At 72.1% G+C, this 24,755-nt stretch carries 22 protein-coding genes; 9 read left to right on the forward strand and 13 right to left on the reverse strand.

The genetic code is table 11. The annotated features are described in order from the left end of the window. Positions 1 to 187: 187 nt before the first annotated feature. The 4 genes from ACFVYS_RS28410 to ACFVYS_RS28425 all read right to left on the reverse strand — a co-directional run bounded on the left by ACFVYS_RS28410 (position 188) and on the right by ACFVYS_RS28425 (position 4,248). Positions 188 to 1,798 carry a cation acetate symporter gene (locus tag ACFVYS_RS28410; RefSeq protein WP_389506515.1) on the reverse strand — a complete coding sequence of 537 codons (1,611 nt, stop codon included), beginning with the start codon at positions 1,796 to 1,798 and terminating at the stop codon, positions 188 to 190. Next, entirely contained in the window at positions 1,795 to 2,247 is a 453-nt protein-coding gene (locus ACFVYS_RS28415; RefSeq protein WP_389506517.1) for a DUF485 domain-containing protein, read from the reverse strand. Before ACFVYS_RS28415 ends, ACFVYS_RS28410 begins: the two co-directional genes overlap by 4 nt. Before the next feature lie 292 nt (positions 2,248 to 2,539). Further along, on the reverse strand, positions 2,540 to 3,481 hold the full coding sequence (locus ACFVYS_RS28420) for an ornithine cyclodeaminase family protein (RefSeq protein ID WP_389506519.1): 942 nt from the start codon (positions 3,479 to 3,481) through the stop codon (positions 2,540 to 2,542). Next, complete coding sequence (locus ACFVYS_RS28425) at positions 3,478 to 4,248, reverse strand: IclR family transcriptional regulator (protein WP_389506521.1); 771 nt, start codon at positions 4,246 to 4,248, stop codon at positions 3,478 to 3,480. Before ACFVYS_RS28425 ends, ACFVYS_RS28420 begins: the two co-directional genes overlap by 4 nt. Positions 4,249 to 4,378: 130 nt before the next feature. Between ACFVYS_RS28425 and ACFVYS_RS28430 the strand changes: the two genes are divergently transcribed. The 5 genes from ACFVYS_RS28430 to ACFVYS_RS28450 all read left to right on the forward strand — a co-directional run bounded on the left by ACFVYS_RS28430 (position 4,379) and on the right by ACFVYS_RS28450 (position 8,865). Next, entirely contained in the window at positions 4,379 to 5,710 is a 1,332-nt protein-coding gene (locus ACFVYS_RS28430; protein ID WP_389506647.1) for an amidohydrolase family protein, read from the forward strand. Beyond that, positions 5,707 to 6,774: a dipeptidase gene (locus tag ACFVYS_RS28435; protein ID WP_389506523.1), complete on the forward strand. Its 1,068-nt coding sequence runs from the start codon at positions 5,707 to 5,709 to the stop codon at positions 6,772 to 6,774. The genes ACFVYS_RS28430 and ACFVYS_RS28435 overlap by 4 nt, the downstream gene beginning before the upstream one ends. Before the next feature lie 87 nt (positions 6,775 to 6,861). Continuing rightward, positions 6,862 to 7,209: a PRC-barrel domain containing protein gene (locus tag ACFVYS_RS28440; protein ID WP_362273059.1), complete on the forward strand. Its 348-nt coding sequence runs from the start codon at positions 6,862 to 6,864 to the stop codon at positions 7,207 to 7,209. Positions 7,210 to 7,319: 110 nt separating this feature from the next. Beyond that, entirely contained in the window at positions 7,320 to 7,565 is a 246-nt protein-coding gene (locus tag ACFVYS_RS28445; protein WP_389506661.1) for a hypothetical protein, read from the forward strand. 160 nt (positions 7,566 to 7,725) lie between these two features. Next, a complete protein-coding gene (locus tag ACFVYS_RS28450) occupies positions 7,726 to 8,865 on the forward strand; it encodes a hypothetical protein (protein ID WP_389506525.1) in 1,140 nt (379 codons plus the stop codon). A 24-nt stretch (positions 8,866 to 8,889) separates the two neighbouring features. Here the strand turns inward: ACFVYS_RS28450 and ACFVYS_RS28455 are convergent, their stop codons facing one another. Both ACFVYS_RS28455 and ACFVYS_RS28460 read right to left on the reverse strand, forming a co-directional pair. Then, a complete protein-coding gene (locus ACFVYS_RS28455) occupies positions 8,890 to 9,684 on the reverse strand; it encodes a maleylpyruvate isomerase family mycothiol-dependent enzyme (protein ID WP_389506527.1) in 795 nt (264 codons plus the stop codon). Positions 9,685 to 9,898: 214 nt separating this feature from the next. Further along, positions 9,899 to 11,422, reverse strand: coding sequence for a hypothetical protein (locus tag ACFVYS_RS28460; RefSeq protein WP_389506529.1), 1,524 nt, complete (start codon positions 11,420 to 11,422; stop codon positions 9,899 to 9,901). A gap of 367 nt (positions 11,423 to 11,789) precedes the next feature. Between ACFVYS_RS28460 and ACFVYS_RS28465 the strand changes: the two genes are divergently transcribed. Together ACFVYS_RS28465 and ACFVYS_RS28470 are read left to right on the forward strand one after the other, a co-directional pair. After that, the gene (locus tag ACFVYS_RS28465) at positions 11,790 to 12,281 is read left to right on the forward strand and encodes a flavin reductase family protein (RefSeq protein WP_389506531.1); all 492 of its coding nucleotides are present in this window, start codon (positions 11,790 to 11,792) and stop codon (positions 12,279 to 12,281) included. Between the two features lie 93 nt (positions 12,282 to 12,374). Then, positions 12,375 to 12,743: an amphi-Trp domain-containing protein gene (locus ACFVYS_RS28470; RefSeq protein WP_389506533.1), complete on the forward strand. Its 369-nt coding sequence runs from the start codon at positions 12,375 to 12,377 to the stop codon at positions 12,741 to 12,743. A gap of 277 nt (positions 12,744 to 13,020) precedes the next feature. Here ACFVYS_RS28470 and ACFVYS_RS28475 read toward each other — a convergent pair whose 3' ends face one another. Continuing rightward, positions 13,021 to 14,220 carry a hypothetical protein gene (locus ACFVYS_RS28475; protein ID WP_389506535.1) on the reverse strand — a complete coding sequence of 400 codons (1,200 nt, stop codon included), beginning with the start codon at positions 14,218 to 14,220 and terminating at the stop codon, positions 13,021 to 13,023. A 123-nt stretch (positions 14,221 to 14,343) separates the two neighbouring features. Then, positions 14,344 to 14,871 carry a SigE family RNA polymerase sigma factor gene (locus ACFVYS_RS28480; RefSeq protein ID WP_389506537.1) on the reverse strand — a complete coding sequence of 176 codons (528 nt, stop codon included), beginning with the start codon at positions 14,869 to 14,871 and terminating at the stop codon, positions 14,344 to 14,346. A gap of 452 nt (positions 14,872 to 15,323) precedes the next feature. Here ACFVYS_RS28480 and ACFVYS_RS28485 point away from each other — a divergent pair, with 452 nt between their 5' ends. After that, positions 15,324 to 16,892: an acyl-CoA carboxylase subunit beta gene (locus tag ACFVYS_RS28485; protein WP_389506539.1), complete on the forward strand. Its 1,569-nt coding sequence runs from the start codon at positions 15,324 to 15,326 to the stop codon at positions 16,890 to 16,892. A gap of 69 nt (positions 16,893 to 16,961) precedes the next feature. On the opposite strand, the gene ACFVYS_RS28490 is transcribed toward ACFVYS_RS28485, so the two are convergent. The 5 genes from ACFVYS_RS28490 to ACFVYS_RS28510 all read right to left on the reverse strand — a co-directional run bounded on the left by ACFVYS_RS28490 (position 16,962) and on the right by ACFVYS_RS28510 (position 23,001). After that, a complete protein-coding gene (locus ACFVYS_RS28490; RefSeq protein WP_389506541.1) occupies positions 16,962 to 17,225 on the reverse strand; it encodes a DUF3253 domain-containing protein in 264 nt (87 codons plus the stop codon). 30 nt (positions 17,226 to 17,255) lie between these two features. Then, on the reverse strand, positions 17,256 to 17,693 hold the full coding sequence (locus ACFVYS_RS28495) for an ATP-binding protein (protein WP_389506543.1): 438 nt from the start codon (positions 17,691 to 17,693) through the stop codon (positions 17,256 to 17,258). A 183-nt stretch (positions 17,694 to 17,876) separates the two neighbouring features. Continuing rightward, positions 17,877 to 19,631 carry a glycoside hydrolase family 3 protein gene (locus tag ACFVYS_RS28500; protein WP_389506545.1) on the reverse strand — a complete coding sequence of 585 codons (1,755 nt, stop codon included), beginning with the start codon at positions 19,629 to 19,631 and terminating at the stop codon, positions 17,877 to 17,879. Positions 19,632 to 19,758: 127 nt separating this feature from the next. After that, the gene (locus ACFVYS_RS28505; RefSeq protein ID WP_389506547.1) at positions 19,759 to 22,074 is read right to left on the reverse strand and encodes a family 78 glycoside hydrolase catalytic domain; all 2,316 of its coding nucleotides are present in this window, start codon (positions 22,072 to 22,074) and stop codon (positions 19,759 to 19,761) included. A 303-nt stretch (positions 22,075 to 22,377) separates the two neighbouring features. Next, the gene (locus tag ACFVYS_RS28510; protein ID WP_389506549.1) at positions 22,378 to 23,001 is read right to left on the reverse strand and encodes a TetR/AcrR family transcriptional regulator; all 624 of its coding nucleotides are present in this window, start codon (positions 22,999 to 23,001) and stop codon (positions 22,378 to 22,380) included. A gap of 248 nt (positions 23,002 to 23,249) precedes the next feature. On the opposite strand from ACFVYS_RS28510, the gene ACFVYS_RS28515 reads away from it, so the two are divergent. Beyond that, positions 23,250 to 24,734 carry an MFS transporter gene (locus ACFVYS_RS28515; RefSeq protein WP_389506551.1) on the forward strand — a complete coding sequence of 495 codons (1,485 nt, stop codon included), beginning with the start codon at positions 23,250 to 23,252 and terminating at the stop codon, positions 24,732 to 24,734. Positions 24,735 to 24,755: the final 21 nt, after the last annotated feature.

Consider the following 24,755-nt stretch of genomic DNA (forward strand, 5'->3'; position numbering starts at 1 on the left):
CGGCCGAGCCTGCCCTGCGGCCCGCCGCTCTCTCCACGGCCCCTGACCCCACGGCCCCTGTCCCGGGCGTCGGGGACGTCGTGGCCGTCGGTCCGATCTGGTCCAGGCCCGTATGGTCCGGGCCCGTCTGGTCCAAGCCCGGTCCAGGCTGGTCCGGTTCTGGCCCGGCCGTTCGGGCCGGGTGGGTTCAGTGGCTCCTGGGGCTTGGCGGTCCCGCGAGGAGGACGGCTTCGATGGCGGCGTAACGCTCCCGTTCGCGTGCGGTCGCCTTTCTGCCGGACAGGACGGTGCCGAGGAGGCCGCAGAGGAATCCCGCCGGTACCGAGACGAGAGCCGTGGTGGTGAAGGGGAACCAGTTGAAGTCGACTTCCGGGAACGCTGATCCGGGAGAGCCGGAGACGAGGTTGGTGCCGGTCATCAGGACGAGAACGCTGACCGACCCGCCGATGAGCGTGCACAGCAGGCCGGCGCGGGTGAAGCGCCGCCAGAAGAGGCTGTAGACGAGAGCGGGGGCGATGGCCGACGCCCCGAGGCAGAAGGAGACGGTGGCGAGCGGCTGGAGGCTGCGGTGCTGGGCGACGACGGCGAGCAGGATGACGGGGACGCCCACCGCCAGGGCGGCCAGCCGCGCCAGGGCCATCTCGCGCAGCGGCGAGACGTTCGGGCGGGCCGCGGCGATGTCGTGGGCCAGGGAGTTGGCGCAGGCCAGCGTCATGCTGGCGACGGAGGCCAGCAGGGTCAGGAAGATCGCCGTCGTGACGGTGGTGAACAGCAGGCTCTCCGGGCGGGACAGGTGCATCCCGAACGCGGCGCGCGAACCGAGCAGGTAGGCGGTGTTGCCGCGCGGGTCGGCTCCGGCGACGCCCGCGCGCCCGATGAGGGCCGTGGCGCCCACGCCGATGACGGTGATCACGGCGATGAACAGGGTGACCGTCGAGATCGCCCAGGACATCGCGCGGCGCACCTGGGGAGCGCTGCCGGCGGTGTACATCCGCATGGTGACGTGCGGCAGGCAGGCGCCGCCCAGCACGATGGCGCACTGAGTGCTCACCATGTCGAGGCCGCGGTGCGGCCCGTTGGCGAACTGCAGGCCATAGCGCAGGTAGTTCTCCTCGGCGCCGCTGCCGTGGGCCGCGGCCTGGAACAGGTTCCGGGGGCTCCAGCCGAAGGTGTGCAGGATGAGTCCGGCGACGACCAGGCCGGAGCCGAGCAGGATCACCGTCTTGAGGATCTGGATCAGGGCGGTGCCGCGCATGCCCCCGATGGCCGCGTAGCTGATCATCAGGGTGCCCGCCCCGACGATGCAGCCGGTCCGCATCGCACTATCGGAGAAGCCGAGGACGTACGCCAGCAACTGGCCCACCCCGGCCAGTTGGACGACCATCATCGGCACCAGCGAGGCGAGGGTGACCACACACGCGGTGATGCGCACCGCGCGGCCGGGCAGCCGTCTGCCGAGCGCGTCGGCCATGGTGAACCGGCCGGTGTGATGCAGGGGTTCGGCCAGCAGGACCATCAGGAGCAGCAGGGACAGCACGGTGCTCAGGGCCAGTACGACGCCGTCGTAGCCGCACAGCGCGATGACCCCGCCGATGGTGAGCACGGTGGCGGCGGAGATGTAGTCACCGGCGATGGCGAGGCCGTTGCGCAGGGGCGACAGAGAGCGGTAGCCGGTGTAGAACTCGTCGAGGTCGTCGCGGTCGGGACCGGTCAGCACGCACAGCATGAGCGTCAGGGCCACGACACTCGAGAACGCCACCAGGGACCAGGACTGCGCGGAGCCGTCGAAGTCCGTCACGACCGTGGCTCCTCGGACGGGACGGGGTCGGGTCGGCGGTGTACGCGCCGGGCCAGCGGGTCGACGTACCGGCGCGCCGTGTACTCGTAGAGGAGCACGGCCAGCCAGGTGACCGGCAGTTGGACCAGGGCGAGGCAGAGTCCGGTGGGAAGGCCGCCCGGTGCGAGGCGGGTCATGACGGAGGGCGCTTCGACGGTGAGGGTGAGGAAGACGGCGAAGTAGCCGAGCGCGGCGAACGTGGCGACGCGCCGCTGCCAGCGGCAGGCCCGGCGCAGCCGGCGGAGGTCGCGATGGCTGCCGTTCCACTGCTGGGCACGTTCGGGCAGGCGCGTGTCGTCCGGCAGGCGCGCGTCCTCCGGCGGGGCGGCCCACCGCGGGGTCGCGGTGGGGGAGGCGTGCCGTCCGGGCCGGTGCCGCACCGGGTATAAGTCGGAGGTGTCGGAGGACATCCCAGGATCTCCTACTGGGTCGTGGGCCCCAAGAGGTGCGGCCCGCGCGAACATGGGGAGGGGGCTCGTGTGTTCGGGTCACCGCACGCTATGCGGGTGTCGGACCGTGCGCAGAGACTTCCGTGAACTCCCTGGTGAGGACCGCTGCGGCGCTCTGACCTCGGATGTTGTGGGAGTGGCGGGTGTGATGAGGGGGCACGGCGGTGCTGTGCAGGGCCGCGCGGGTCGAATCGTTCGAACGGGTGCCGGGAGAGGTTCGTGGGGATTCGGCGGCTCCCGGCGCACCGACGCGTCAGTGTGGCGGCTCATCCGTGCGGTGGCCGGTCGCCGTGCGGTGGACGACGTGTGCGGCGGCCACGTCCAGGGCGGCGTGGCCGGTGGACTTGAAGACGGTGAGCTGGTCCTGGGAGGTCCGGCCGGGCACCTCGCCGCACAGGACGGAGCCGAGGAGCACGACGGCGCTGTCTCTCGACAACCCCTGCAACTCGTGGGCGCCGGAGGGCGGGGGAGTGGCGGCGGCACCGGGCCACTCCGTGAAGAGTGCGGCGTCCCGGACGGTGTCGTCGTCGAGTTCGGGTCCGTGGGAGCCGCCGACCGAGCTCACGTGGGTGCCCGGGGCGAGCCATGCGCGGCGCAGGACGGGGCGGGTCGCGCCGGTGCAGCAGTACACGGTGGACGCCTCGCGTACGGCGGTCTCGATGCCGTCCTTCACACGGCCCGCCGGGTGCAGGGCGGCCAGCGCGCGGGCCGCAACGGGGTCGCGGCCCGCGACGGTGACGGGTTCGGCCGGGCGGAGCGCGGCGAGGAGCGAGACCTGGGCCCGGGCCTGGGCGCCGGTGCCGACGACCACGACGGGTCCGGGCCGGGCCAGGGTCCAGGCGCTGTGCGTGGCGGCCGCCGCCGTGCGCCAGGCCGTCACGGGTTCGGCGTCCATGACGGCCAGGGGACGGCCGTCCTCGGGGTCGAAGAGGGCCACGATTCCCCGGTGGGTGCTGCGCCCGGGGTGGGCGGGGTCGGCGAACACCGACACGAGTTTCGCCGCGAGGCCGAGACCCGGCACGTATCCGGGCATGGCGCCCAGCAGACCGCCGGGCGCGAAGGCCGCTATCCGGGGCGGCGCGGACACCGTGTCCCGTGCCACGGCGACGAGCGCGTCGGACACGGCGGCCATCAGGCGGCGCGGGTCGAGGGCCGCCTCGGTGGCCGCCCGGTCGAGGACGAGCACGTCGTTCACGCGCCGCTCGCCGTGCCCGGGCCGGACAGCAGGCCGCGGAGGGTGTCCACCGCCGAGGCGAGTTCCTCCCGCAGGCGGCGCAGCCGGGGTTCGTCGATCTCGGCATCCGGGCCGACCACGGTGACGGCGCACACCGGTGCCCCGGGGACCGGGACGACGGCGCGGCTCAGCGAGGCGACGAACTGCTCGTTGCGGCCGTGCTCGACGGCGAACCCGTCGGCCTCGGTCCGTTCGAGGTCGGCGAGCAGACCCGCGTCGCCGTCCAGGGGATGTCCGGCCTTGCGGGCCACGTCGAGGTAGGGGCCGCGGGCCTGCGGGGGCAGGGCGGCCACCAGGGCGAGGGGGCCGGCGAACCGGTGGACGGGCAGGGCCTCGTCCCGGAGTGTGCTGATCATCGCCAGCCGGTCCGGGCGGATCACGTCCACCACCCGGGAGCCGTCGTTCTCGAGGACCTGGAGGTTGACCATCATGCCGGTGCGCGCGGAGAGGTCCTCCAGCACCGGGCGGGCCAGCGAGGTCAGCGAGTTGTGCGCCGCCCGGGCCGACAGGCGCAGGACGGCGGTGCCCGGCAGATAGCGGTCGTCGACGCGCAGCACCCAGCCGCGGCGGACCAGGTCCACCAGGACGCGGTAGGCGGTGGCCCGGTGCAGCCCGACCTCGTCGGCGAGGTCGGTGAGCCGGGGCGGCCGGGGGGCGCGGGCGACGGCCTCGACCAGGTCCAGCGCCTTGTCCACGGCCGTTCGCGTTGCTTGCGTCGCCTGCGGCATCGAAACCCTTCCCGGAGACCGGACGGACCGTCCCCGGCGAGGCGTGTCCGACGCCGGGATTCGGGGGTAGGGTATCGCGTGTTTCGAGTAGCGAGAGAGTTGTTACGTAGAGCGTAACAGATCGAGAGTGGTGACCTTGACGAACGAGAGTTCCGGGGCGGCGAACCCCTTCGCGCCGCCCAAGGCCGGCGAGTTGGTGGTCTACCGCGGCCTCACGCTGTTCGACGGGACCGGCAGCGCGCCCCGGCCCGCCGTGTCACTCGTCGTGGACGGCTCCGTGATCCGGTCCGTCGCGGACGAGACGGACGTGGCCGCCGCCCTCGCCGACGGCGCCGAAGTCGTCGACCTCACCGGTCACTTCGTCACGCCCGGCCTCGTCGACGCGCACCAGCACCTCGCCACTCCGCCCGACCGTCCCGCCGCCGAAGCGGTCCTGCGCCGCCTCGTCCACAGCGGGGTCACGGCCGTGCGGGACATGGCGGACGACCTGCGTCAGGTCGGGGACCTCGCGCGGGCCGCGCTGGTGGGCGAGATCGCCGCCCCGGACATCCACTACGCGGCCCTCATGGCGGGCCCGGGCTTCTTCGACGACCCCCGCACCCACCAGGTGACCCAGGGCGCCGTCCCCGGACACGTGCCCTGGATGCAGGCCGTCACCGACACGACCGACCTCCCCCTGGCAGTGGCCCTGGCCCGCGGAACCTACGCGTCGGCCATCAAGGTCTACGCCGACCTGGAGGCGGACCTCGTCGCCGCCATCACCGCCGAGGCGCACCGCCAGGGCATCCCGGTGTGGGCGCACGCGGCCGTGTTCCCCGCCACCCCCGGCGAGGTCGTCGCGGCCGGCGTGGACACCGTCTCGCATGTGACCCTGCTGGCCCACGAGGCCGCCAAGGAGCCGCTGACCCGTTACCGGGCCAAGCCGGCCGTCGACCACGAGAGTCTGGTCACCGGCGAGGACGCGCGGCTCGACGCGCTCTTCGCCCGGATGCGGGAGCGGGACGTCGTCCTGGATGCGACCGCCGGCATGTGGGCGAGCGCGGAACTCGCCGACGACGACCCGGAAAGCGCCGAACGCGCCAGCCGGCAGACCGAGTTGGCCATCGCGCTCACGGCGCAGGCGCACCGGGCGGGCGTGCCGCTGGCCACCGGCACCGACTACGAGACCGCTCCCGACGAGCCGTTCCCCGCCCTCTACGAGGAACTCGCCTTCCTGGTGAAGCGGTGCGGCATCCCAACCCCCGACGTGCTCCGCTCGGCGACCCTCGTCGGCGCCCGCAGCGCCGGCACCGCACACCTGACGGGCAGCGTCGAGCCCGGCAAGCTGGCCGACTTCGCGGTCTTCGCGCGGGATCCGCTGGCCGACATCGACCACCTGCGCACCATCACCCTCACCGTCAAGCGGGGCCGCCGCTTCCCGCGCGCCGACTACGCCACCACCCCATCCCGGGAGACCCGTTGACCGCCACACCCCTGATCGTCAACGCGCTGGGGCAGCTCGACAACCCCAACGCCCCGCAGTCGATGGAGGCGGCGGGAGACCTCAACCCGACCGGCGAGCAGTACACCGTCGACGCCCGGACGCTGGCCGACGCGAGAGCCTCCGGCCTGACCGCCGTCAACATCACCCTGGGCTATGTGATGGGTGACCTGCCGCCCTACGAGCACACCCTGCACGAGATCGACCTCTGGGACGGCATCATCGACCGTCACCCGGCCGACCTGCTCAAGGTGACCGGCGTCGCCGACATCCGCACGGCCGCCCGCGACGGACGCGTCGGCGTCATCTACGGCTTCCAGAACGCGGTGGCCGTCGGGGACGACGTCGCCAGGATCGCCACCTTCGCCGAACGCGGTGTGCGCGTGGTCCAGTTGACCTACAACCAGGCCAACCACCTCGGCGGCGGCTCGACGGCACCCTCCGGCACGGGGCTGACCGCGTTCGGACGCGACGTGGTCGACGCCCTCAACGAGCACCACCTCATGGTCGATCTGTCGCACAGCGGCGAGCGGACCTGCCTGGAAGCCGCCACCCACTCCCGTGTCCCCGTGTCGATCAACCACACGGGGTGCCGCGCGCTGACCGACCTGCCCCGCAACAAGACCGACGAGGAACTGCGGCTGGTGGCCTCCCGCGGCGGCTTCGTCGGCATCTACTTCATGCCGTTCCTCAGCCCCACCGGGCACGCGCGCGCCGCCGACGTGGTCGAGCACATCGCGCACGCCGTGGACGTCTGCGGCGAGGACCATGTCGGAATCGGCACCGACGGCCCCGTCACCGCGATCGACGACCTCGACGCCTACCGGGCCCGGCTGGCCGAGCACGTGGCGCAGCGCCGGCAGGCCGGGGTCTCCGCGGCCGGTGAACGGGCGGACACCTACCCCTTCGTGGTCGACCTGCGGGGCGTGGACCAGTTCCGCGAGCTGATGCGGCTGCTGGAACAGCGCGGCTGCTCCTCCGGCCGCATCGAGAAGATCATGGGGCGAAACTTCGTCGACTACGCGGAACGGGTGTGGGCGGCGTAGCCCCGCGACGTGCGCCGTGATGTATCCCGCACGTCTGTCACCCGCCTGAGCGGGCACTCGCAGGAACAGGACGACAGGGAGGACATCGTGAGCCAATACCGCGCACACCACGTGCCGACCGCCGGCCACACCCCGGACGACGACCTGACCGGATACCAGGTCGACGCCACGGACGGTCACGTCGGCAAGGTCAGCAAGTACTCCAGGGACCTCGGCCCGCGCTTCCTGGTGGTGCACACCGGCCTGTGGGTACTCGGCAAGGACGTGGTGATCCCGTCGGGCGAGGTCCTGGGCATCGACCACGACGCCCGCATCGTGCAGCTGGCCCGGACGAAGGCACAGGCCAAGTCGGCACCCGTCTTCGACGCCGACACGTACCTGGGCGATCCGCGCCACCGCGACCAACTGGGCGGCCGGCACGGATCCGGCCACTGACGGAAGCGGCCCGCACCCCCGATGGGTGCGGGCCGCTCGCCGTTAAGGGGAGCGCGGCCTCGGGGGAGCCCGCTCCGTGCGCGTGCTGCGTCAAGTGGCCCATGACCCCGGTGACTTCGAGCAGGCGGGTGAAGTGGGTGGGCTGGTGGTGCAGGGACTGCACGGCGGTGACCGCCTGGTGCGCGGTGGCCAGGTGGGTGGGGATCGAGGCCGACAGCAGCACGGCGGCGGGGTTGGCGAGCTGTTCCGAGACCAGGTACGCCCAGCGCGGCAAGACCGTGGAGATCACCGGCCTGAACGAACCCAGCGCTCACCTGCACGGAAAGCTCAGCGGCGAGTTGTCGGTCGGGCACTGACGCCGCACGCACGGCCGGCCGAACCGCGGCCACCTGGGCATCAGCCGGCGGCACAGGCCGGGACCGGCGGCACAAGGCACATGCCGCGAGCGATCATCACCCCCTACTCTTCGGCTGGTTGACGAATCACCGATAGAGGATCACGACGGGGGAAGGCACCATGACATATCGGCGCGCGGTGATACCGGCACTGGTCGGCGGCCTGCTGATCACGCTGTTGTTGTGGTGGGCGGGGGCGAGCGAGCAGGCACTCCAACTGCGCGGCACCACCAGCGTCTTCGACGTCCAGTCCGTGAGCGAACTCCGGCGATGGCTCGCGCCCTGGTCGTACGACCCGCCGACGGCGTCGCTGTCGGACGGCGCCGCGGGCGGCGACACGGCCTCGACCGGAGGCACCCGGTACAGCGATCTGTACAGCACCGCCCTGCAGATCAGGTTCGTGGCCCTCTTCGTGTTCTTCCTGGCCGGCGCGCTGCTCCTGGTCCACCGGATTCCGCCGACGAAGGGCCGCACGCCGGCCACGCTGCTCGCACTGTGGGCCTGGGCTCCCGTGGCCGCGACACTGGCCGTGACGGTCTCCGCGCCGTGGCTGATCGCGTCCCGGGGCCACGGCAGCTACCGGTTCCTGCCCCAGCTGGCGGGCGTGATCGCGTCGAGCGGGCCGGTCACGGTGTTCGCGGGGCTGTTGACCGCCCTGGCCACGGTGCTCGTCGCGCGACTCACCGCCAAGGACGCGGAGCCGCAGCCCCGGCAGAGCGTGCCGCCGCGCGCCGCCCGCCTGGCCGCGAGTGTCGGGACCGCGGTGGTCGCGCTGTCGGTGGTGATCCTCTCGTACCAGTCGGTGGCGGCCTGGATCCAGACGTCGTTCGGCGGCGGAGGCCTGCTGTCCGAGCCCGGCGACCTGCTGCGTCAGTGGCTGCTGCTCGGCGCGTGGACGAGCCCGGCGACCGGACCGCTCGGTGACTGGCTGCTGTACCGAGCCGCCGACGTGCTCATGCTGGCCGTGGTGTGGTGGGCGCTGCGGCTGCTGCCCGGCGTGCTGACCCGGACCACGGTCCCCGCGATGGCGGCGGGCGCGGTCTGCGCAACGGTGTGGGGACTGCTGGCGAGCCAGGTGCTGCACATGGCGCTCGACGACACCGTCGACGTGTGGGGTCCCGTGTACCTGTTCTCGAAGCTCGGCACCGGCATCCCGGCCGCCCTCACCTTCGGCGTCCTGGCAGGACTCGCGGCCCTGGTGACACTGCGGCTGGCCGGGGGCCGGGACACCGGCGAGTCCCCCGGGGAAGCGAGCCAGTGAAGTGAGGTGAGGAGGTGAGGGAGCTTATTTGCGGAGCCAGAAGCCGGAACGTTCCAGCCACAGGGTCAGCAGGTCGGTGTCCCCGTACACCTCGACGGAGGTGTCGGCCGGGGTGCGGCGGCCGTACAGGAGCAGCACCAGGTCGGTGAGGGGGGCGCGTACCGCCACCGCGGCCTTCTCGTGGGTGTGGCTCCAGGTGATCGGCTCACCCGTGAGGTCCACCAGCCACTCGGCCGTACGGACGTCGGTCGCGTGCAGGTGCAGCGTGCGGCCCGGGCCGGTGAGCGGCGGGGCGTCCGGCCCGGCGGCCTCCAGGACCCGGGGCAGCGACCCGAAGCCCATCCACTCGTCCAGGGCGTCCCGGGCCAGGTCCTCGCGTACGGCGAAGGGGGCGTCCGTGACGAAGGCGGCGTCGGCGGCGTGCAGGGTCGTCTCGTGGGTCATCCGCCGGGCCCAGAAGCGCGCGGTGCCGCTCGGGGCGACCGTCCACACCGGGGCGTCGGGACCGGCATCGAGCAGAGCGCCGGTCAGCTCCGCGGCGCCCTCGGCGAGCCAGGCGTCCAGAGCGGCCGGGGTCTCGGGGCCGGGCGAGAAGACGTCGTCGACCAGGTCGTGGGGGACCGGCCCGGTGGCCCGGGTACGGACGATCCGCGCCGCCCAGCGATGGGTGCCGCCGACGTGCCGGGCGAGCTGGGTGAGGGACCAGCCGGGGCAGGTGGGAACGGAAGTGCCCGCCGGGCCCGCCTCGGCGCACCGCACCGCTGCGCGCAACTCGTCGGTCCGGGAGCTGATTTCGGAACAGTATGCGTCGAGGCTCACGTCATTCACCCGGACACCGTAGGACGCACGGACGGGGGCCGCGTCGAATCCGGTCATCGTGCCGGTCGCCGCCGTCGCTCACTTCGGCGCGTCCGGTGCCGGGAGGGCCGGACTCCGGCGTTCCGTCGTCGCCGCCGCTCCCGCAGCCCCCGCGACGACCCGGCCCGGGTCCGCCGGGCTTCGTCCGCCCGGACCCGGTCGGCCCGTCCGCCGGTCAGGGTCTGGCGACCCGCACGGTGAGCGGATTGTTGAAGTAGCCGGAGGCGGACTGCTGTTCGTGGAAGCTCTCGCCCGGGCCGCCGCCGTAGACGCGGAAGAACCAGGCACGACCGGTGTGATCCTCGAAGTCCTCCTGGAGCCTGCGCCGCGGGAGTCCCTGGATCTCCTTGATGGCCGGATCCGTGCACAGCCTGCGCATCACGTCGTCGAACTTCTTCTTGAACGCCTGCTGGTCGTCGGTCTCCTGCAGCGCGCTGACGGTGCTGAACCAGCCGCCGGACTTCTTCGCCCGCTGGTAGAGCGTCTCGTACAGCTCCTCACGCGCGACCCGGTCGAAGTCGTTGCGGGCGTAGTTCTCCAGCGTCACCCGGCAGCTGCCGTCCAGGGAGGAGGCGACGACAGCCGCGAAGTGATAGCCCCAGACGTTGTCGCCGCGGGCCGCGGGCGGCTGCACGGAGTGGTCGTGCTGGTCCTCGGCAGCCATGCTGAAGATCGCGAACCCCTCACCGACGCCGGGCGCCGCGTGCTGGTTGACCCCCAGCCGGGCGGCGGTCCCGTCGCGTCCGCCGTTCCTGACGGCCTCGCCGTACACCCGTCCGTTGTCCGGTGCCGCCCGGTCCCTGGCCCCGGCCGCGTCGACGGCCCCGGGCACGTCCAGGCCGCCGTCGGGTGAGGAGGCGATCTGCCCGGCGAGGCTGCTCATCCGTGGATCGCTGTCGGAGCCGGGCGTGATGTCGAAGCCTCCGGCGCCGCCACCGAGCACCACCCGGCTCGTCTTGTCCCGGCTGGAGCCCATCAGTTTGCAGGCCACCGTGATGCAGGTGCTGCGCACCAGCGAGACGAACTCCTCGCTCGCCGACTGCTGCGTCTGCTGGGCGAGGACCGGCTGTACCCGGGTGAGCCGCCGACCGCCGACGGTGATGCTCCTGCCCTGGAGAGCGAGCCGCACGATGCTGCCCGCGGCGTCCAGGGAGGCGTTGGCGTTGTCGACGACCTGCTGGACGGCGTAGAACTCCTTCGGCTCGTCCTTGTCGAGTACGGCGAGCGTGCCGTCGTTCGCGACGCGCAGCCCCGCTTCGGCCGGTTTGACCTCACGGGCGGGATACCGGATGCGCTCGGGGACGCCAGGAGGGCCCAGGGTGGCACCGCTGCCGGCCACCACCCGGGCATCCTGCTCCTGCTCCATGAAGTGAGGGCCCCTGTCGCCCTCCTCGCGGTGTGTCTCGTAGCTGCCGCCGGGGGCGGTGCCGATCCGCTGGACGACCTGGCGCGCGGAGCCGGCCGGGCCGCTGCTCCGCGAGCTGTCCACGGCGCCCACCGTCCGGCTGAGCGCCGCGTTGCCCGCGGTCTGTTGCAGCGCGGCGATGGTGTCCGCGCCGGCTCGGGTGGCGAGCCCCCGGCCCGAGAGGTCGGCCCAGACACGAGCCGCCACGCCGGGCGCCACGGGCACCGCCGGACGCCGGGCAGGCTGCTGTCCGGCATAGGCGGACGCCGGGTCCTGTTCTGCTCTGCGCACCATGTCCGTCTGTCCGTGTGTTTCCTCTTCAGGTGCCGGTCACGTGACACGTCCCCGCGTCGCGGGGGTGTCTCGTCGGCGTCGTACCGATCAGCGTGGACCGGCCGGGCAACCCGTCTCAAGGGCTGCGGGGCAGCCGGCGGGGAAGACTTCCGTGACCTTTCGAGCAGCCGCGATGTTCCTGACCGGAGTGGAACGGTCGCGGGGACACGAACGGTGGTAGCCGCGGTGTGCCGTTCTGGTCGTGTAGACCGATGACCGACGGGAACCAGAGTCTCGCCCGGCGCGAGGCCGGAGCACGGACGACGGCATCCCGGACGACAGGATCCCGGACGGCAGGGTTCCGGGCGGCCGGTGGAGGGGCAGGGGCATGACGGACTTCGACGCGTTCACCGACCGGCTGAATCCCGACATGTGCGTCGTGACGGCCGGGGCGGGTGGCGAGCGGGCGGGCTGCCTCGTGGGCTTCGCCTCCCAGTGCTCCATGCGGCCGGCGCGGTTCGTGGTGTGGCTGTCGAAGGTGAACCGGACCTATGCGGTGGCCCGCGCCGCCGAGTTCCTCGCCGTGCACCTGCTGACGCCCGAACAATTCGCGCTGGCCGACCTGTTCGGGGGCGAGACCGGCGACCGGGTGGACAAGTTCGCGCGGGCGCGCTGGACGGAGGGGCACGGCGGTGCCGTCGTCCTCCAGGACGCGGTCGCGTGGTTCGTCGGCAGGATCGAGCGGCGGATCGACGCGGGGGATCATGTCGGCTTCGTCCTCGACCCGGTGCGGTCCGGTGCGCGGGGCGAGCCGCACGGCCGTCCGCTGCTGAGGCTCGGGGACGCCCTCACCATCGAACCGGGGCACCCGGTGGACTGACCTGCGCGCGGGTGCGGTCGCACGGGATGTCCGATGCCGCGCATGACCCCAGAATTGGCGTTATGTGTTGTTCATGCCGGATCGGAGGCGTTCATGAAGGACCTCAAGTTCGAGCAGAAGCGTTCGCTGTCACGTCTGGAGGCGGCCGACCAGCTCACGGCCCTCGCGGCCGCGCTGCGGGAGGGCGGGGATGTGGAGCTGGAGTTCGGTCCCGGGACGCTGAGCCTGCGGATCCCCGACGACCTGCGCACCGAGATCGAGGTCGAGGTCGGCGACGGGGAGATCGAGCTGGAGTTCGAGTTCAAGTGGCCGACCGCGGCGACCCGGGCAGCGCCGGCGCGGGAAGGCGCGAGCACCGGGCAAGCCGTGAGCCGGAGGAGGGCGCCCGCCAAACCCGGTCGGAGCAGTGCGGGCACCAGTAGGAGCAGAAGCGCGAAACCGTCCGCGACGAAGACGTCCTGAGCCCTGCCGAGGGCTCCGGGGCCGGTGCGCCGAGTGCGCCGGGCCCGTCGGTTCAGCGAATGCGGGTCACACCCGCTTGGACGCGGGGGACGCCTCGGATCGTTCCGGCCCCTGGCGCGGGTGAAGCCGGCAAACCAGCGGCCGCCGAGCCGCCCGAACCGCCGAGCCGCCGTCCCCCGTCACGGTCCCGCCCTCGTCACGGTCCCGCCCCCGTCACGGTCCCTCGCTCGTGCGCGCGGCCTGGTCACCGCGACGGGCGCTCGTCGCGGTGCCGGGCCTACCGGGCGAGCAGCCAGGACCGGCTGGTGGCGATGGTCTTGAGTTCTTCGGCCGTGATCAAGGGGGCGGCGCCGCTCTTCTTGGACGTCGGACTCGGAGCGTTGTAGGCGGAGACGGACATCCACAGCCCGTTCACCCGGAGTGCGTCGACCCGGAACTGGACGACTCCAGGCTGCCGGCCGGGCTGTTGCCGGGTGCCCACCTTGGTGCCGTCGGACAGGGTCTCGTTCCATGTCACCTTGTCGCCGGCGGTCCGCATCGCTTCGATGTAGCTCCGCCGGCCACTCTTGGAGTCGACGACCACGACATGGCCCTCCGCTCCGCTGCCACCTTCCGAGTAGACGTGGAGGCGCTCGGGCAACAGCTCCTTGAGCAGGGGCAGGATGTCGCCCGGTTCGGCCTGGGAGCCGGGATCGATCGTCCCCAAGGAGCCGGGCTCCCCGGCCGGGGTGAACGAGCCGTCGACGAACATCGCCAGATACCGCAGCTTGCCCGGGTCCATCCGCGGGTTGCGGGTCACGGGTTCCGTGTCGGCGTTGATCGTCGACACCACGTTCTGGGTGGCGACCTCGATGAGGTACCCGTTGGGCGAGAGCATCGTGACCGCCCACTTCTTGATCCCGCCCGCCTTGCCCGCCTCGGTGTACCCCTTCACGGCCCGGTTGTCGGGCTGTGTCGTGCACTCCTCGTACGGAGAATCCTCTTCGGGCGGGCAGGTGATCAGCTTCTGCAGGTCCTGCTCGGCCGGGTCGACGCGGCGCACCGAAAGGGTGACCCTCGCCGCGCCGAAGCCGTCCTCGAAGCCGATCGAGGCCGTCGCGGACCGGCTCGCCTCGGAACTGCCCGTCGTCCGGAGCGTCGGGTGTCCGATGGCGATCCCGGAGCGGCCCATGCCGTTGCGGAGGATGTTCCGCATCTCCTCGGCGGTGACCGCGAAGTGTCCGTAGCCGTCTCCCGGTGGCGGCGTCGAGGCCAGGCCGCCGACCTTGCCGTCACCGTCCTGACCGCCGCCCAGTTGGACACCGGCCGTCGCCACGAGTACGACGGCCAGGGCACTCCCGGCCATGGCGGAGGCGCGGCGGCGGGCCAGCCTGCGGCGGCCGCGCAGCAGGCTGCCCTCCGCCAGGGACCGCCGGTCGGCGGTGAAGGAGCCCGCCGTGTCGCGGAGTACCTTCCCGAGTTCGTCTTCGAAGGGCATACGGAACCACCAGTTCCTGTGTTGGTGCGGACGAGAGTGCGGAGCGATGAACGGGGCGGGCCCTCGTCGGCCCGGTTGTTCGCAGCAGCGGGGGAAATGAACGGCGGGAGGCCGGGCCGGGTGTCAGCCCGGGGTGATCAGTTCGGCGAGGCTGCCCCCGAGCCGTTCGCGGAGTTTCGCCAGCGCCCGGGTCGAGCGGGTGCGTACGGCCGCGGAGCTCACGTTCATCGCGTCGGCCGTGTCCTCCACGCTGCGGTCCTCCCAGTACCGCAGCACCACCACCGCCCGGTCCTTGGGCGGCAGTTCCCGCAGGGCCTGGAGCAGCGCGAGCCGCAGAGCCGGGTCGTCCGTACTCCGGGTCGCAGGGGCGTCCGGCAGGTCCGCCAGCGGCCGCTCGGCCGCGGAGTACCGTCGACGATGTGTCAGGAAGGTACGGACGAGAACGGTCTGGGCGTACGCCGCAGGATTGTCGATCCGGGACATACGACCCCACAGGGCGTACATCCGGCTGAGTGTCTCCTGCACCAGATCCTCGGCGAGGTGGGTGTCTCCACTGGTGAGCAGGCACGCGGAGCGGAGCAGATGCCCGGCGCGTCCGGTGGCGAACTCCATGAACTCATCTGTCCGGGACGATGTCCGGGACCTTCTCATTCCCACCCCTCGGTGCCTTTCCGTCGGCCTACACCTCACAGACGCGGTGGACCGCGGCAAATGTTTCAGACGAGTTCGGCGAGCGCCCGGTAGGTGCGCGCGGGGAGGGGCGAGTGGGTTTCGAGCGAGGCCCCGTTTGGTTTTGAGCGGCGTGTTGGAGGGTGGGGGACGGAACGAGCGCCGACGGCCGTAGGGAGGTGGGGACATGGGGAGCGAGGTCGCTCGGGACGCGGCGGTGGCGTCCCCGCCGGCCGCCCGGCGTGCCGATGTGTGTTGAGGGGCGGGTCGGTGTCTGCCGGAACGGCAGGGCCTGAGCGGGAGTTCCGGCTACCGCCCGCCGCACAGCCCTCGGCAGGCCTGGCGTTGTCACCCCTGCCATGTGAACCGCGTGGACGGTTCGTCGTGGTGGGGGTTTCGGGGGTGCTGGGTTCGTTACGACGGAGGGACATGCCGTGAGCGGTGTAGACGAGTTTTCCCACGTTCCTGGTAGCCGTGTGGCGGTGGCGGAGTTGCTGGAGGTGCGTGCGGAGGCGGTGGCCGGGCCGAGTGGTGGGGCGGGCGGCGCCCGGAGGCTGTCGGCGCGGGACCGGGTCGGTCTGTTGCTCGACGAAGGGTCCTTCGTCGAGGTGGGGTTGTTGCGGCGGCATCGGGCGAGCGGGTTCGGGCTGGAGGCACGGCGCCCGTACACGGACGGTGTGGTGACGGGGTGGGGCACGGTCGAGGGCCGGCAGGTCTTCGTGTACGCCCATGATTTCCGTGTCTTCGGGGGCGCCTTGGGCGAGGCGCACGCGGAGAAGATCCACAAGGTGATGGACATGGCTCTGGCGGCGGGTGCGCCGCTGGTGTCGCTGAACGACGGTGCGGGTGCACGTATCCAGGAGGGCGTGGTCGCGCTGGCGGGTTACGGCGGAATCTTCCGCCGTAACGTGCAGGCGTCGGGGGTCATTCCGCAGATATCGGTGGTGCTGGGGCCGTGTGCGGGAGGCGCCGCCTACAGCCCGGCGCTGACCGATTTCGTCTTCATGGTGCGGGGGACGTCACAGATGTTCCTGACGGGGCCGGACGTGGTGCGGACGGTGACCGGTGAGGAGGTGACCCGCGACGGTCTGGGCGGGGCGGATGTGCACGCGGAGACTTCCGGCGTGTGCCATTTCGCCTACGACGACGAGGAGACGTGCATCGCGGAGGTGCGGTATCTGCTGTCGTTGCTGCCGCAGAACAACCGGGAGTGCGCGCCGCGGGGGCCGGTGACGGATCCGCCGGGGCGGCGGACGGAGGCGCTGGTGGATCTCGTACCGGCGGACGGCAGCCAGCCCTACGACATGACCGAGGTGATCGGTCACCTCGTGGACGACGGGGAGTTCCTGGAGATCCACGAGAGCTGGGCCCGCAACCTCGTGTGCGCGCTGGCGCGGCTGGACGGGGAGGTCGTGGGAATCGTGGCGAGCCAGCCCCGGGTCCTGGCGGGGGTCCTGGACATCGAGGCGAGCGAAAAGGGCGCCAGGTTCGTTCAGATGTGTGACGCCTTCAATATCCCGCTGGTGACGTTGGTGGATGTGCCGGGGTTTCTGCCGGGCGTCGACCAGGAGCACGGCGGCGTCATCCGGCATGGCGCGAAACTGCTGTACGCGTACTGCAATGCGACCGTGCCGCGCATTTCCTTGATCCTGCGCAAGGCGTACGGCGGCGCCTACATCGTCATGGACTCGCAGTCCATCGGCGCGGACGTCACCTACGCCTGGCCGACGAACGAGATCGCGGTGATGGGCGCCGAGGGTGCCGCGAACGTCATCTTCCGGCGGCAGATCGCGGAGGCGGACGAGCCCGAGGCGATGCGGGAGCGCATGGTGAAGGAGTACCGGGCGGAGCTGATGCACCCGTACTACGCGGCCGAACGCGGCCTGGTGGACGACGTGATCGACCCCGCCGGCACCCGGGAGACGCTGATCCGCGCGCTGGCGATGCTGCGCACGAAACACGCCGACCTGCCTGCGCGCAAGCACGGCAACCCCCCGCAGTGACGGCCGCGGGCGCGGCGACCGGTCCGGGATGTCGGCCACCCGTACCACCCGTGCCGCCCGCGGACACCGTCAGCGGGTCCGGCGGATCCTGATCGGACCACGGGCCGTGGTCGGGTCTACGGGCTCTCCGCCCTGCGTGATCTCCACCAGGCCTGCCCGGGACAGCCGTCGGGCCGCGGCACGCGTGGGCTCCATGAGCTGCCGCCACCCGTCGCCCGAACCGTGGTGGACCGACCGGGCGACCTCGGACGGGCAGACCGACGCGTCCGGCCGCCGTCGTCCCAGGAGGTCGAGGATGGCGCGTTCGAGCCGCTTCTCCTCGTCGGATGTCATCGGTGGGCCTCCTCTCGGTGGCCGCGCCTCTCATCCCGAGCCGGTTGTTCCGGGCGCGGCGGGCGGGGGTGCTTGAAAGCAGGCGGTGACGTTCTTGCCGCGGGGGCAGGGATAGGCCTCCCATTTGTCGGCGAGGGCGTCGACCAGCAGCAGACCGCGCCCGCCGGGGGCACTGGTGCCCGGATCGCGCGGCTCGGGCAGCCGAGGTGAGTCGTCATGCACGGTGACGTGCAGGCACTCCTCGTCCCAGGTGAGGATCAGCTGCGCCGGGCTACGGGCATGCACATGGGCGTTGGTGACCAGCTCGGACACCGCCAGCAGAATCGAATCCACCAGATCCGGCGCGGTCCGCGACCAGCCGAGCGTGTCCACATGCTCACGCGTCCACTCCCTGGCGACCTTCACCCCGCTGCTCACCGGGAGCGAGCGCGCCCATCCGACAGCCTTCAACGGTGAGTCCTTCGCCATTCTCTCTCCTTGGGCCGACCAGCCGGGTTCGTGTCCCGGGTGCCCAGAAACCCCAGGTCCACGCCGGACACGAGGGCGGGCGCGGGCGGGCGCGGGCGCGATGCCGGGGCGTTGGGCCCCGGCAACCCGGCGGATCCGTTCAGCGCTGTGGCGGATCCGGTCGGCGGCAGAGGTCGAAGGCACTCACGACCCGGCTGTGAAGCGCAGGCCGTGGCCGAAGGGGTAGAGCGGGTCGGCGCTCTCCTGGGGCACGTCGGGGTGCCCGGCCTCGACCTCGGCCATGGAGCGGGGGAGTTGGAAGGGCAGCGAGCCCTCCGGCACTGCCCGGCCGAACAGGAGGTCGAGCAGGGCGCGGTCGTTGGTGCCGTACACGGCGAGGAGTGCCGCCGAGCGGTCGGCGATCTCCGGGATGACGGCCGGGCGTTCCAGGTGGATCGCCACGACCGTGGGTACGGCGTCGAGCAGGCGGAGGATCTCCTTGAGGCGCTCCTCGGGGAAGTCGAGCCGGCCGGCGTGGAAGAAGGACTCGAACAGTCCGGGCCGGGGTTCGTACGGCGTGGTCAGGCGCAGCACCGCGAGGTCGGCGTCGGCGGGGTCGGCGACGAGGTCGGCGTACTCGGCGGCCGTCGTCGGATCGACGCCCTCGACGTAGAGACGGGGCCTACCGGACAGGGGCAGCGGCCCGCTCTTCAGCAGGGTGGCCGAGCGGCGCTGCGCGACCTCGCCGGCGGCGTGGAAGTCGGCATGGCCGACGGTCTCCTCGGCGGCGTCGGGATCGACGTAGCGCCGGTCGTCGAACAGGCCCAGGCGGAACTTCTCGCCGAGCAGCCGGACCACGGAGGCGTCGAGCCGCGACTCCTCGAGCCGGCCCGTGCGCACCAGGTCCACGATCAGTTCGGGGCAGGACTCGCCGCCGACCTGGTCGGCGCCCGCGTGCAGGATCTTCAGCAGCCGCTCGGCGGGGGAGAGGTCCTCCACGCCCCAGGCTCGCGCCAGGTGCGGCTCGCCCATGACCAACTGGTCGGTGACCAGGCCCCAGTCGGTGCAGATGATGCCGTCGAAGCCCAGCTTCTCGCGCAGCAGTCCGGTGATGATGCCGCGGTTGAAGCCGAAGCCGACCTCCTCGTGCTCGGTGCCGACGGGCATGCCGTAGTACGGCATGACCTGGGTGGCGCCCGCGTCGATGGCGGCCTTGAAGGGCTTGAGGTGGTAGTCGAAGAGGCCGCCGGGGTAGACCTGCTCCTTGCCGTAGGGGAAGTGCGGGTCCTCGCCGTCCTTCTGCGGTCCGCCCCCGGGGAAGTGCTTGACCATCGCGGCGACGCTGTCGGCGCCGAGGCCGTCGCCCGGTCCGCTCAGTCCCTCGATGTAGGCGGCGACGAGGCGTGACGTCAGGTCGGCGTCCTCGCCGAACGTGCCCGAGCCGCGCGCCCAGCGGGGCTCGGTCGCCAGGTCGATCTGCGGGTGCAGGGCGACCCGCAGGCCGACGGCCAGGTACTCGCGGCGCACGATGTCCGCGTACCGCCGTACGAGTTCGGCGTCGCCGACGGCCGCGAGGCCCAGCGACTCCGGCCACTGGGAGAACGGGCCGGCCAGCATCGCGGTGCCCGGGTTGTCGGTGAAGGCGTGGCGGGGGTCGGTGGAGAGGGTGACCGGAATGCCGAGGCGGGTGTCGGCGGCCAGTTGCTGGAGACGGTTGTGCAGGCCTGCCATCTCGCGCGGACTACCGGATCCGAGCAGGTTGAAGTGGGACATCAGGCTCTCGGACATCATCTGCTCGGCGGTGCGCCCGGCGGGTGCGGGCCGCTCGCCGATGCCGATGGCGTGGTGGAAGAGCAGCCCGGCCTTCTCTTCGACGGTCATGCGCGCCAGAAGGTCGCTCACGCGCTCGGTGACGCTGTTACGGGGGTCCTGGTACGGGTGGGTCACTGCTTGCTCCATGGGTGGGGGTTCGCGGGTGGGGGAGTACGGGGTGGCGCGGGGTCGGCGGCCGGCGGAGCAGCGGCGGCGAGGCGCCGTGCGAGGGCGGTCGCGCGCACGGAGGTCTCGGTGCCTGTGCGGCCGTGCGTCACGTGTGGGGCTGTGGCTGGGACCGTCGCCGCGGAAGCGGGGTGTGGAAGGTGTGCCGTCCGGGTCCCGCGGTCACGGGTTCGGCGCCCGGCAGGTCGACCAGGGCGGAGGTGTCCGGCGGCACGAGGAGGTCCAGCAGAAGCAGGTCGCCCTCGACGCGCCAGGCGGTCTCGGCCCGGCCGTACGGAGTCTCGTGCGCGGCGCGGGCCCAGGTGAGGCCGCCGCCCGGGCGGGGACGGACCAGGAGTCGGCGGTAGCCCGGTTCGGCGGGTGCCAGACCGGCGACGGTGCGGTGCATCCAGTCGGCGACCGCTCCGAGGGCGTAGTGGTTGAAGGAGGTCATCTCGCCGGGATTGACGCTGCCGTCGGGAAGCATGCTGTCCCAGCGCTCCCAGACGGTCGTGGCGCCCATGTCCACCTGGTACAGCCAGGACGGGGCGGAGCGCTGCGTCAGCAGTCCGAAGGCGGTGTCCACGTGTCCGGTGTCGGTCAGCGCGTCGCACACCAGCGGGGTGCCGAGGAACCCGGTGCCGATGCGGTGGTCTCCCGACGCCACGAGGTCCGCCAGCCGGCGTCCGGCCTCGGCGCGTTCGGCGGCGTCCTCCAGCAGTCGGAAGCACAGGGCCAGGGCGTACGCGGTCTGGGTCTCCTCCACCAGCTGCCCGCCGCCGGCGTGGAAGCGGTGCCGGAAGGCGTCGCGGACCGAGTCGGCCAGGGCGCCGTAGTGCTCGGCGTCGTCCTTCTCCGCCAGCACGTGGGCGGTACGGGCCAGCAGCCGGGCCGAGTGTGCGAAGTACGCGGTGGCGACCAGGCTGGAGGAGGTCGTCGATCGTCCGGGGTCGTCGGCGGGCGCGGCCGGGTCCAGCCAGTCGCCGAACTGGAAGCCCTCACCCCAGATCCGGCCGTCTCCGGCGAGGCGGTCGACCGCGTCGACCCAGCCGCGCATGGAGGCGTACTGGGCGCGCAGCACCTCGGTGTCTCCGTAGCGCTCGTACAGCACCCAGGGGACGATCACGGCCGCGTCGCACCATCCGGCCATCGGCGGATTGCCGGGCGGGATCGCGACGGGGGTGATCACCGGGATGGCGGGGCTGAACACCGGCGGGACGCCCCGCTCGTCGTCGCGCTGGTCGGCGGCCAGATCGCACAGCCAGGAGCGCAGGAACGCGCGGACGTCGTAGAGGAAGGCTGCGGTGGGGGCGAAGACCTGCACGTCACCGGTCCAGCCGAGCCGCTCGTCGCGCTGCGGGCAGTCGGTGGGGACGTCGAGGAAGTTGCCGCGCATGCCCCACACCACGTTCTCGTGCAGCCGGTTCAGCGAGGCGTCGGAGCAGGAGAACCAGCCGGTGGGGCGCAGGTCGCTGTGCAGGACGACGGCGCTCACGTCGGCCGGGGCCGGCTCGCCGGGCCAGGCGTCGATCTCTGCGTAGCGGAAGCCGTGGAAGGTGAAGCGGGGTTCCCACACCTCGCCGTCCGCGTCGCCGCGCAGGGTGTAACGGTCGGTGGCGGTGGCGTGCCGCAGCGGACGGGTGCAGAGTTCGCCGTCCTCCAGGACCTCCGCGTGCCGCAGGGTGACGGTTCGGCCCGCCTCGCCCCGGACGCGGATGCGCAGCCGTCCGACCAGGTTCTGGCCGAGGTCGACGAGGGTGCGGCCGGCGGGGGAGGTGGTGACGGCGACCGGGGCGACATGCTCGATACGGCGCACGGGCGGGCTGTCGGCCTCGAAGAGCACGGAGGTGTCGAACGGCAGGAGTCGAACCGGCGCCCAGGCCGAGTCGTCGAAGCCCGGCTCGCTCCACCCGGCCTGCTCGCGGCGCGCGTCGTACTCCTCGCCCTCGTACAGACCCGCCGCCGTCACGGGGCCGGCGCTCCAGCGCCAGTCCCCGCCGGTGGTGACGGTGTGGGCGCTGCCGTCGGTGTACTCGATCCGCAGTTCGGCGAGCAGGCCCGTGTCCTCGCCGTAGATGTTCCGGGTACCGCCGTTGAAGCCGAGCAGCCCCCGGTACCAGCCGTCCGCCAGGTGTGCCCCCCAGACGTTGGCCCCCTCGCGCAGCAGGTCCGTCACGTCGAAGACCTGGTAGCGGTGGCGGTGCCGGTAGCTCGTCCAGCCGGGGGCGAGGACGTGGTCGCCCACCACGGCGCCGTTGAGTTCCAGCTCGTAGACGCCGAGCGCGGTGACGCAGAGCCGGGCCGCTCTGACCGCCGCCCGCACGGTGAACTCGCCGCGCAGCAGAGCGGCCGGCCGGGCCGCGGTGGCGGACGGCAGTGCCGGCCGGGAGGGGGAGATGACGCGGGCGGTCCAGGGGTGGGGCATGTCGAGTCCTCGGCGCCGTGGGCGTTGGTGTCGGGTGCGTGGGGTCCCGTGGGACCGGGACGGAGATGAGCAGGCTCGATCATGCGCGCCAATACTTAGTGAACGCTAGGTGTTGGCCTGTATGACGTGAATCACATGGGCTCAATGGGCATGGGCATGACATCTCAAGTGCCGTTGCGGGCCGCCGATGGTGAGTCCTTGCCGGGCGCGAGGGTGCCGTGCGTAGGGGCGCCGCGCGTAAGGGTGCTGCGGGTACGGGATCGCCCCGAGTTGCCTTGCCCCGGCTGCCTTGCCCGAGCCGCCCTACAGCCCATGCCCGTCGGCGGAGATGGAGCGCATCAGGCGGTCCAGGTGGGCGTGCATCACCGGGATGAGGTCGAAGGAGCGGCCGGAGGCGAGCCACTGCTGCCGCAGTCCGGCGTCGACGGCCGCGCATTCGCGCGCGATGCCGTCGTGGTCCAGATCGGGCAGGAGTTCGCCGTTGTGGCTTCCGGCGCGCAGTCGCTCCGCGAGCTCCTTCACGCCCTTCTCCTGCCAGTGGGCGAAGAACTCGTGGGCCGGATGGTCCGGGGCGGTCGCCTCGGCGGAGACGACGACGGCGAGCTCCACCATGCCCGGCATGGTGAGGGTCTCCGCGGTGTCCTCCACATGGCAGCGGAACGCGTCCCGCACCGACTCCGACACCCGCTGCCACTGGGTGTCCATGCGGTCGTGCCAGTGCTCGACCACGGCCAGCAGGAGCTGCTGCTTGTCGCGGAAGTGGTGCAGCAGTCCGGCGTCGGTGATCTCGGCGTCCCGGGCGATACGGGCGAGCGAGGTCTTGCGGTAGCCGTCCTGTCCGAAGCGCAGCAGGGCCGCCTCGAGGATCTGGGTGCGCCGTGCCCGGCCTGCCGTGTAGCCGCCGCGCGGTCCTCTGGGTGTCGCCATGGAAGAACGGTACCGGGGCGCTGTGAGGGGTCCATGGCGGTCGAGGAGTGCCGGACATGTGTGTGACATGGGTCACTCTTCGAACACCTAGTAAGCACTAGGTGTTCGGGTCATCATCGACGTCACGCGACGACGGATTGCCACGCTGTTGCCTCCTGGTGAACGACGTGTCACGGCGGGTTCGATCCTCCGCGCACCCCCACAGCTCCTCTCACTCCCTTCGGCACCTCCGTGAAAGGAGGGCTGGCATGACACCGACGTCGCCAAGCCCCTCACTCGACACCGCGCCGTCCGCCAAGACCGGCGGAGGCTGGAACCTCCGCCTGGTCGCGGTGCTGATCGCGCTCGCCTGGCCCACCCAGCTGCTGGCCGCTGGCGGAATTCTCGGCGCCAACGCCACCGCGAGCGTCGCGCAGAGCTTCCACACCACCCAGGTGGCGTGGTTCGGCCTCACGCTCACCCTGGTGAGCATCCTGCTGACGCCGTTCGCCATCAAGCTGGGCGACCTGTACGGCAGGAAGCGCGTCATGCTCGCCATGATGGCGCTGGGTGCCGGCGGGGAGGCGCTCGCCGCCCTGGCCGGAGAGTTCTGGCTGGTGCTGGTCGGCCGCGCGATCGCCGGTTTCTACGGCCCGTTCGGCGCCCTCTCCTTCGCCGCGGTGCGCGACATCTTCCCGCGTCGGCTGGTCAAGTCGGCCAGCGGAATGATCGGCAGCAGCGTGGGACTGGTCGCCCTCGGCACGCCCTTCCTCGCGGGACGGCTCGTCGACCAATGGGGCTACCGCGGCGCCCTGTGGTTCCTCGCCGCCGCCACCGCCGTCGCGTTCCTGCTGGTCGCCGTACTGGTGCCGGAGACGCCGCGGCACGCCTTCGGCTCGGGTTTCGACTGGCTGGGCGGACTGGTCCTCGGCGGCGGTCTCACCGCCGTGATCTACGCCGTCGGGCAGGGCCAGAGCTGGGGCTGGACGGACGCCCGGACGCTCGGCTGGATCGGTGCCGGCGCTGCCGCCCTGATCGCGTTCCTGTTCGTCGAGCGGGCCAGCGCCCACCCCATCCTCGACCTGACGGTGCTGCGCCGACGCCCCGTGGCCCTGGCGCTCACGGCCGGCGGCCTCGCCCAGACCGTCGCGTTCACGATGCCGGGACTGGCCATTCTGCTCGCCCTCTTCCCGCACATCCCCGGTGTCTCGGACGGACTGGGATGGACGGCGCAGCACAACGCCGTGGTCAGCGTGAGCTGGAACCTGGTGATGTTCGGGACCGGCATCCTCGTCAGCCGCTTCCTGCGCAGCCTGGACCCGCGCAAGGTCTGGATCGCCGGCCTGACGGTGATGGCCGTCGGCTACGCGCTCGTCGGCTTCTTCCACGGCGACGAGCTGGAACTCTCCCTGTCGTCCTGCGTCGCCAACGTCGGCGCCGGTGTCGTGGTCGCGGGAGCGCCGGTGCTCGTGGTCGGCGTCGTCTCCCGTGACGAGCAGGGGCTGGGCAGCGGCATGCTCAACATGCTGATCAGCCTGTTCGGCGCCATCGTCACCGCCGGCGCGTACGCCCTCCTCAGCGCACACAGCACCGTGGTCGACGGCACCGCCTTCTACCAGGACGCCGGCTACGCCTGGATCTTCTGGCTCGGCGCCCTCGTCACCCTGCTGGCCCTGGTGCTCTCCCTGTTCATCCCGCCGCTGCGTGACCCCGAGACCGACGACGCGGTGACCGAGGCCGAGGTGGCCGTCTGAGCGGACCGGACGCCCACCCCT

Origin of the sequence: Streptomyces sp. NPDC058295, from assembly GCF_042880655.1 — a bacterium.
Classification (GTDB): Bacteria; Actinomycetota; Actinomycetes; order Streptomycetales; family Streptomycetaceae; genus Streptomyces; species Streptomyces coriariae.

Coding starts and splice junctions, on each gene's coding strand:
- ACFVYS_RS28470 (WP_389506533.1), top strand. CDS start 12,375: ATGAAGGACCTCAAGTTCGAGCAGAAGCGTTCGCTGTCACGTCTGGAG.
- ACFVYS_RS28460 (WP_389506529.1), bottom strand. CDS start 11,422: ATGGTGCGCAGAGCAGAACAGGACCCGGCGTCCGCCTATGCCGGACAG.
- ACFVYS_RS28500 (WP_389506545.1), bottom strand. CDS start 19,631: ATGGAGCAAGCAGTGACCCACCCGTACCAGGACCCCCGTAACAGCGTC.
- ACFVYS_RS28425 (WP_389506521.1), bottom strand. CDS start 4,248: ATGCCGCAGGCGACGCAAGCAACGCGAACGGCCGTGGACAAGGCGCTG.
- ACFVYS_RS28490 (WP_389506541.1), bottom strand. CDS start 17,225: ATGACATCCGACGAGGAGAAGCGGCTCGAACGCGCCATCCTCGACCTC.
- ACFVYS_RS28505 (WP_389506547.1), bottom strand. CDS start 22,074: ATGCCCCACCCCTGGACCGCCCGCGTCATCTCCCCCTCCCGGCCGGCA.
- ACFVYS_RS28415 (WP_389506517.1), bottom strand. CDS start 2,247: ATGTCCTCCGACACCTCCGACTTATACCCGGTGCGGCACCGGCCCGGA.
- ACFVYS_RS28465 (WP_389506531.1), top strand. CDS start 11,790: ATGACGGACTTCGACGCGTTCACCGACCGGCTGAATCCCGACATGTGC.
- ACFVYS_RS28480 (WP_389506537.1), bottom strand. CDS start 14,871: ATGAGAAGGTCCCGGACATCGTCCCGGACAGATGAGTTCATGGAGTTC.
- ACFVYS_RS28475 (WP_389506535.1), bottom strand. CDS start 14,220: ATGCCCTTCGAAGACGAACTCGGGAAGGTACTCCGCGACACGGCGGGC.
- ACFVYS_RS28515 (WP_389506551.1), top strand. CDS start 23,250: ATGACACCGACGTCGCCAAGCCCCTCACTCGACACCGCGCCGTCCGCC.
- ACFVYS_RS28495 (WP_389506543.1), bottom strand. CDS start 17,693: ATGGCGAAGGACTCACCGTTGAAGGCTGTCGGATGGGCGCGCTCGCTC.
- ACFVYS_RS28450 (WP_389506525.1), top strand. CDS start 7,726: ATGACATATCGGCGCGCGGTGATACCGGCACTGGTCGGCGGCCTGCTG.
- ACFVYS_RS28510 (WP_389506549.1), bottom strand. CDS start 23,001: ATGGCGACACCCAGAGGACCGCGCGGCGGCTACACGGCAGGCCGGGCA.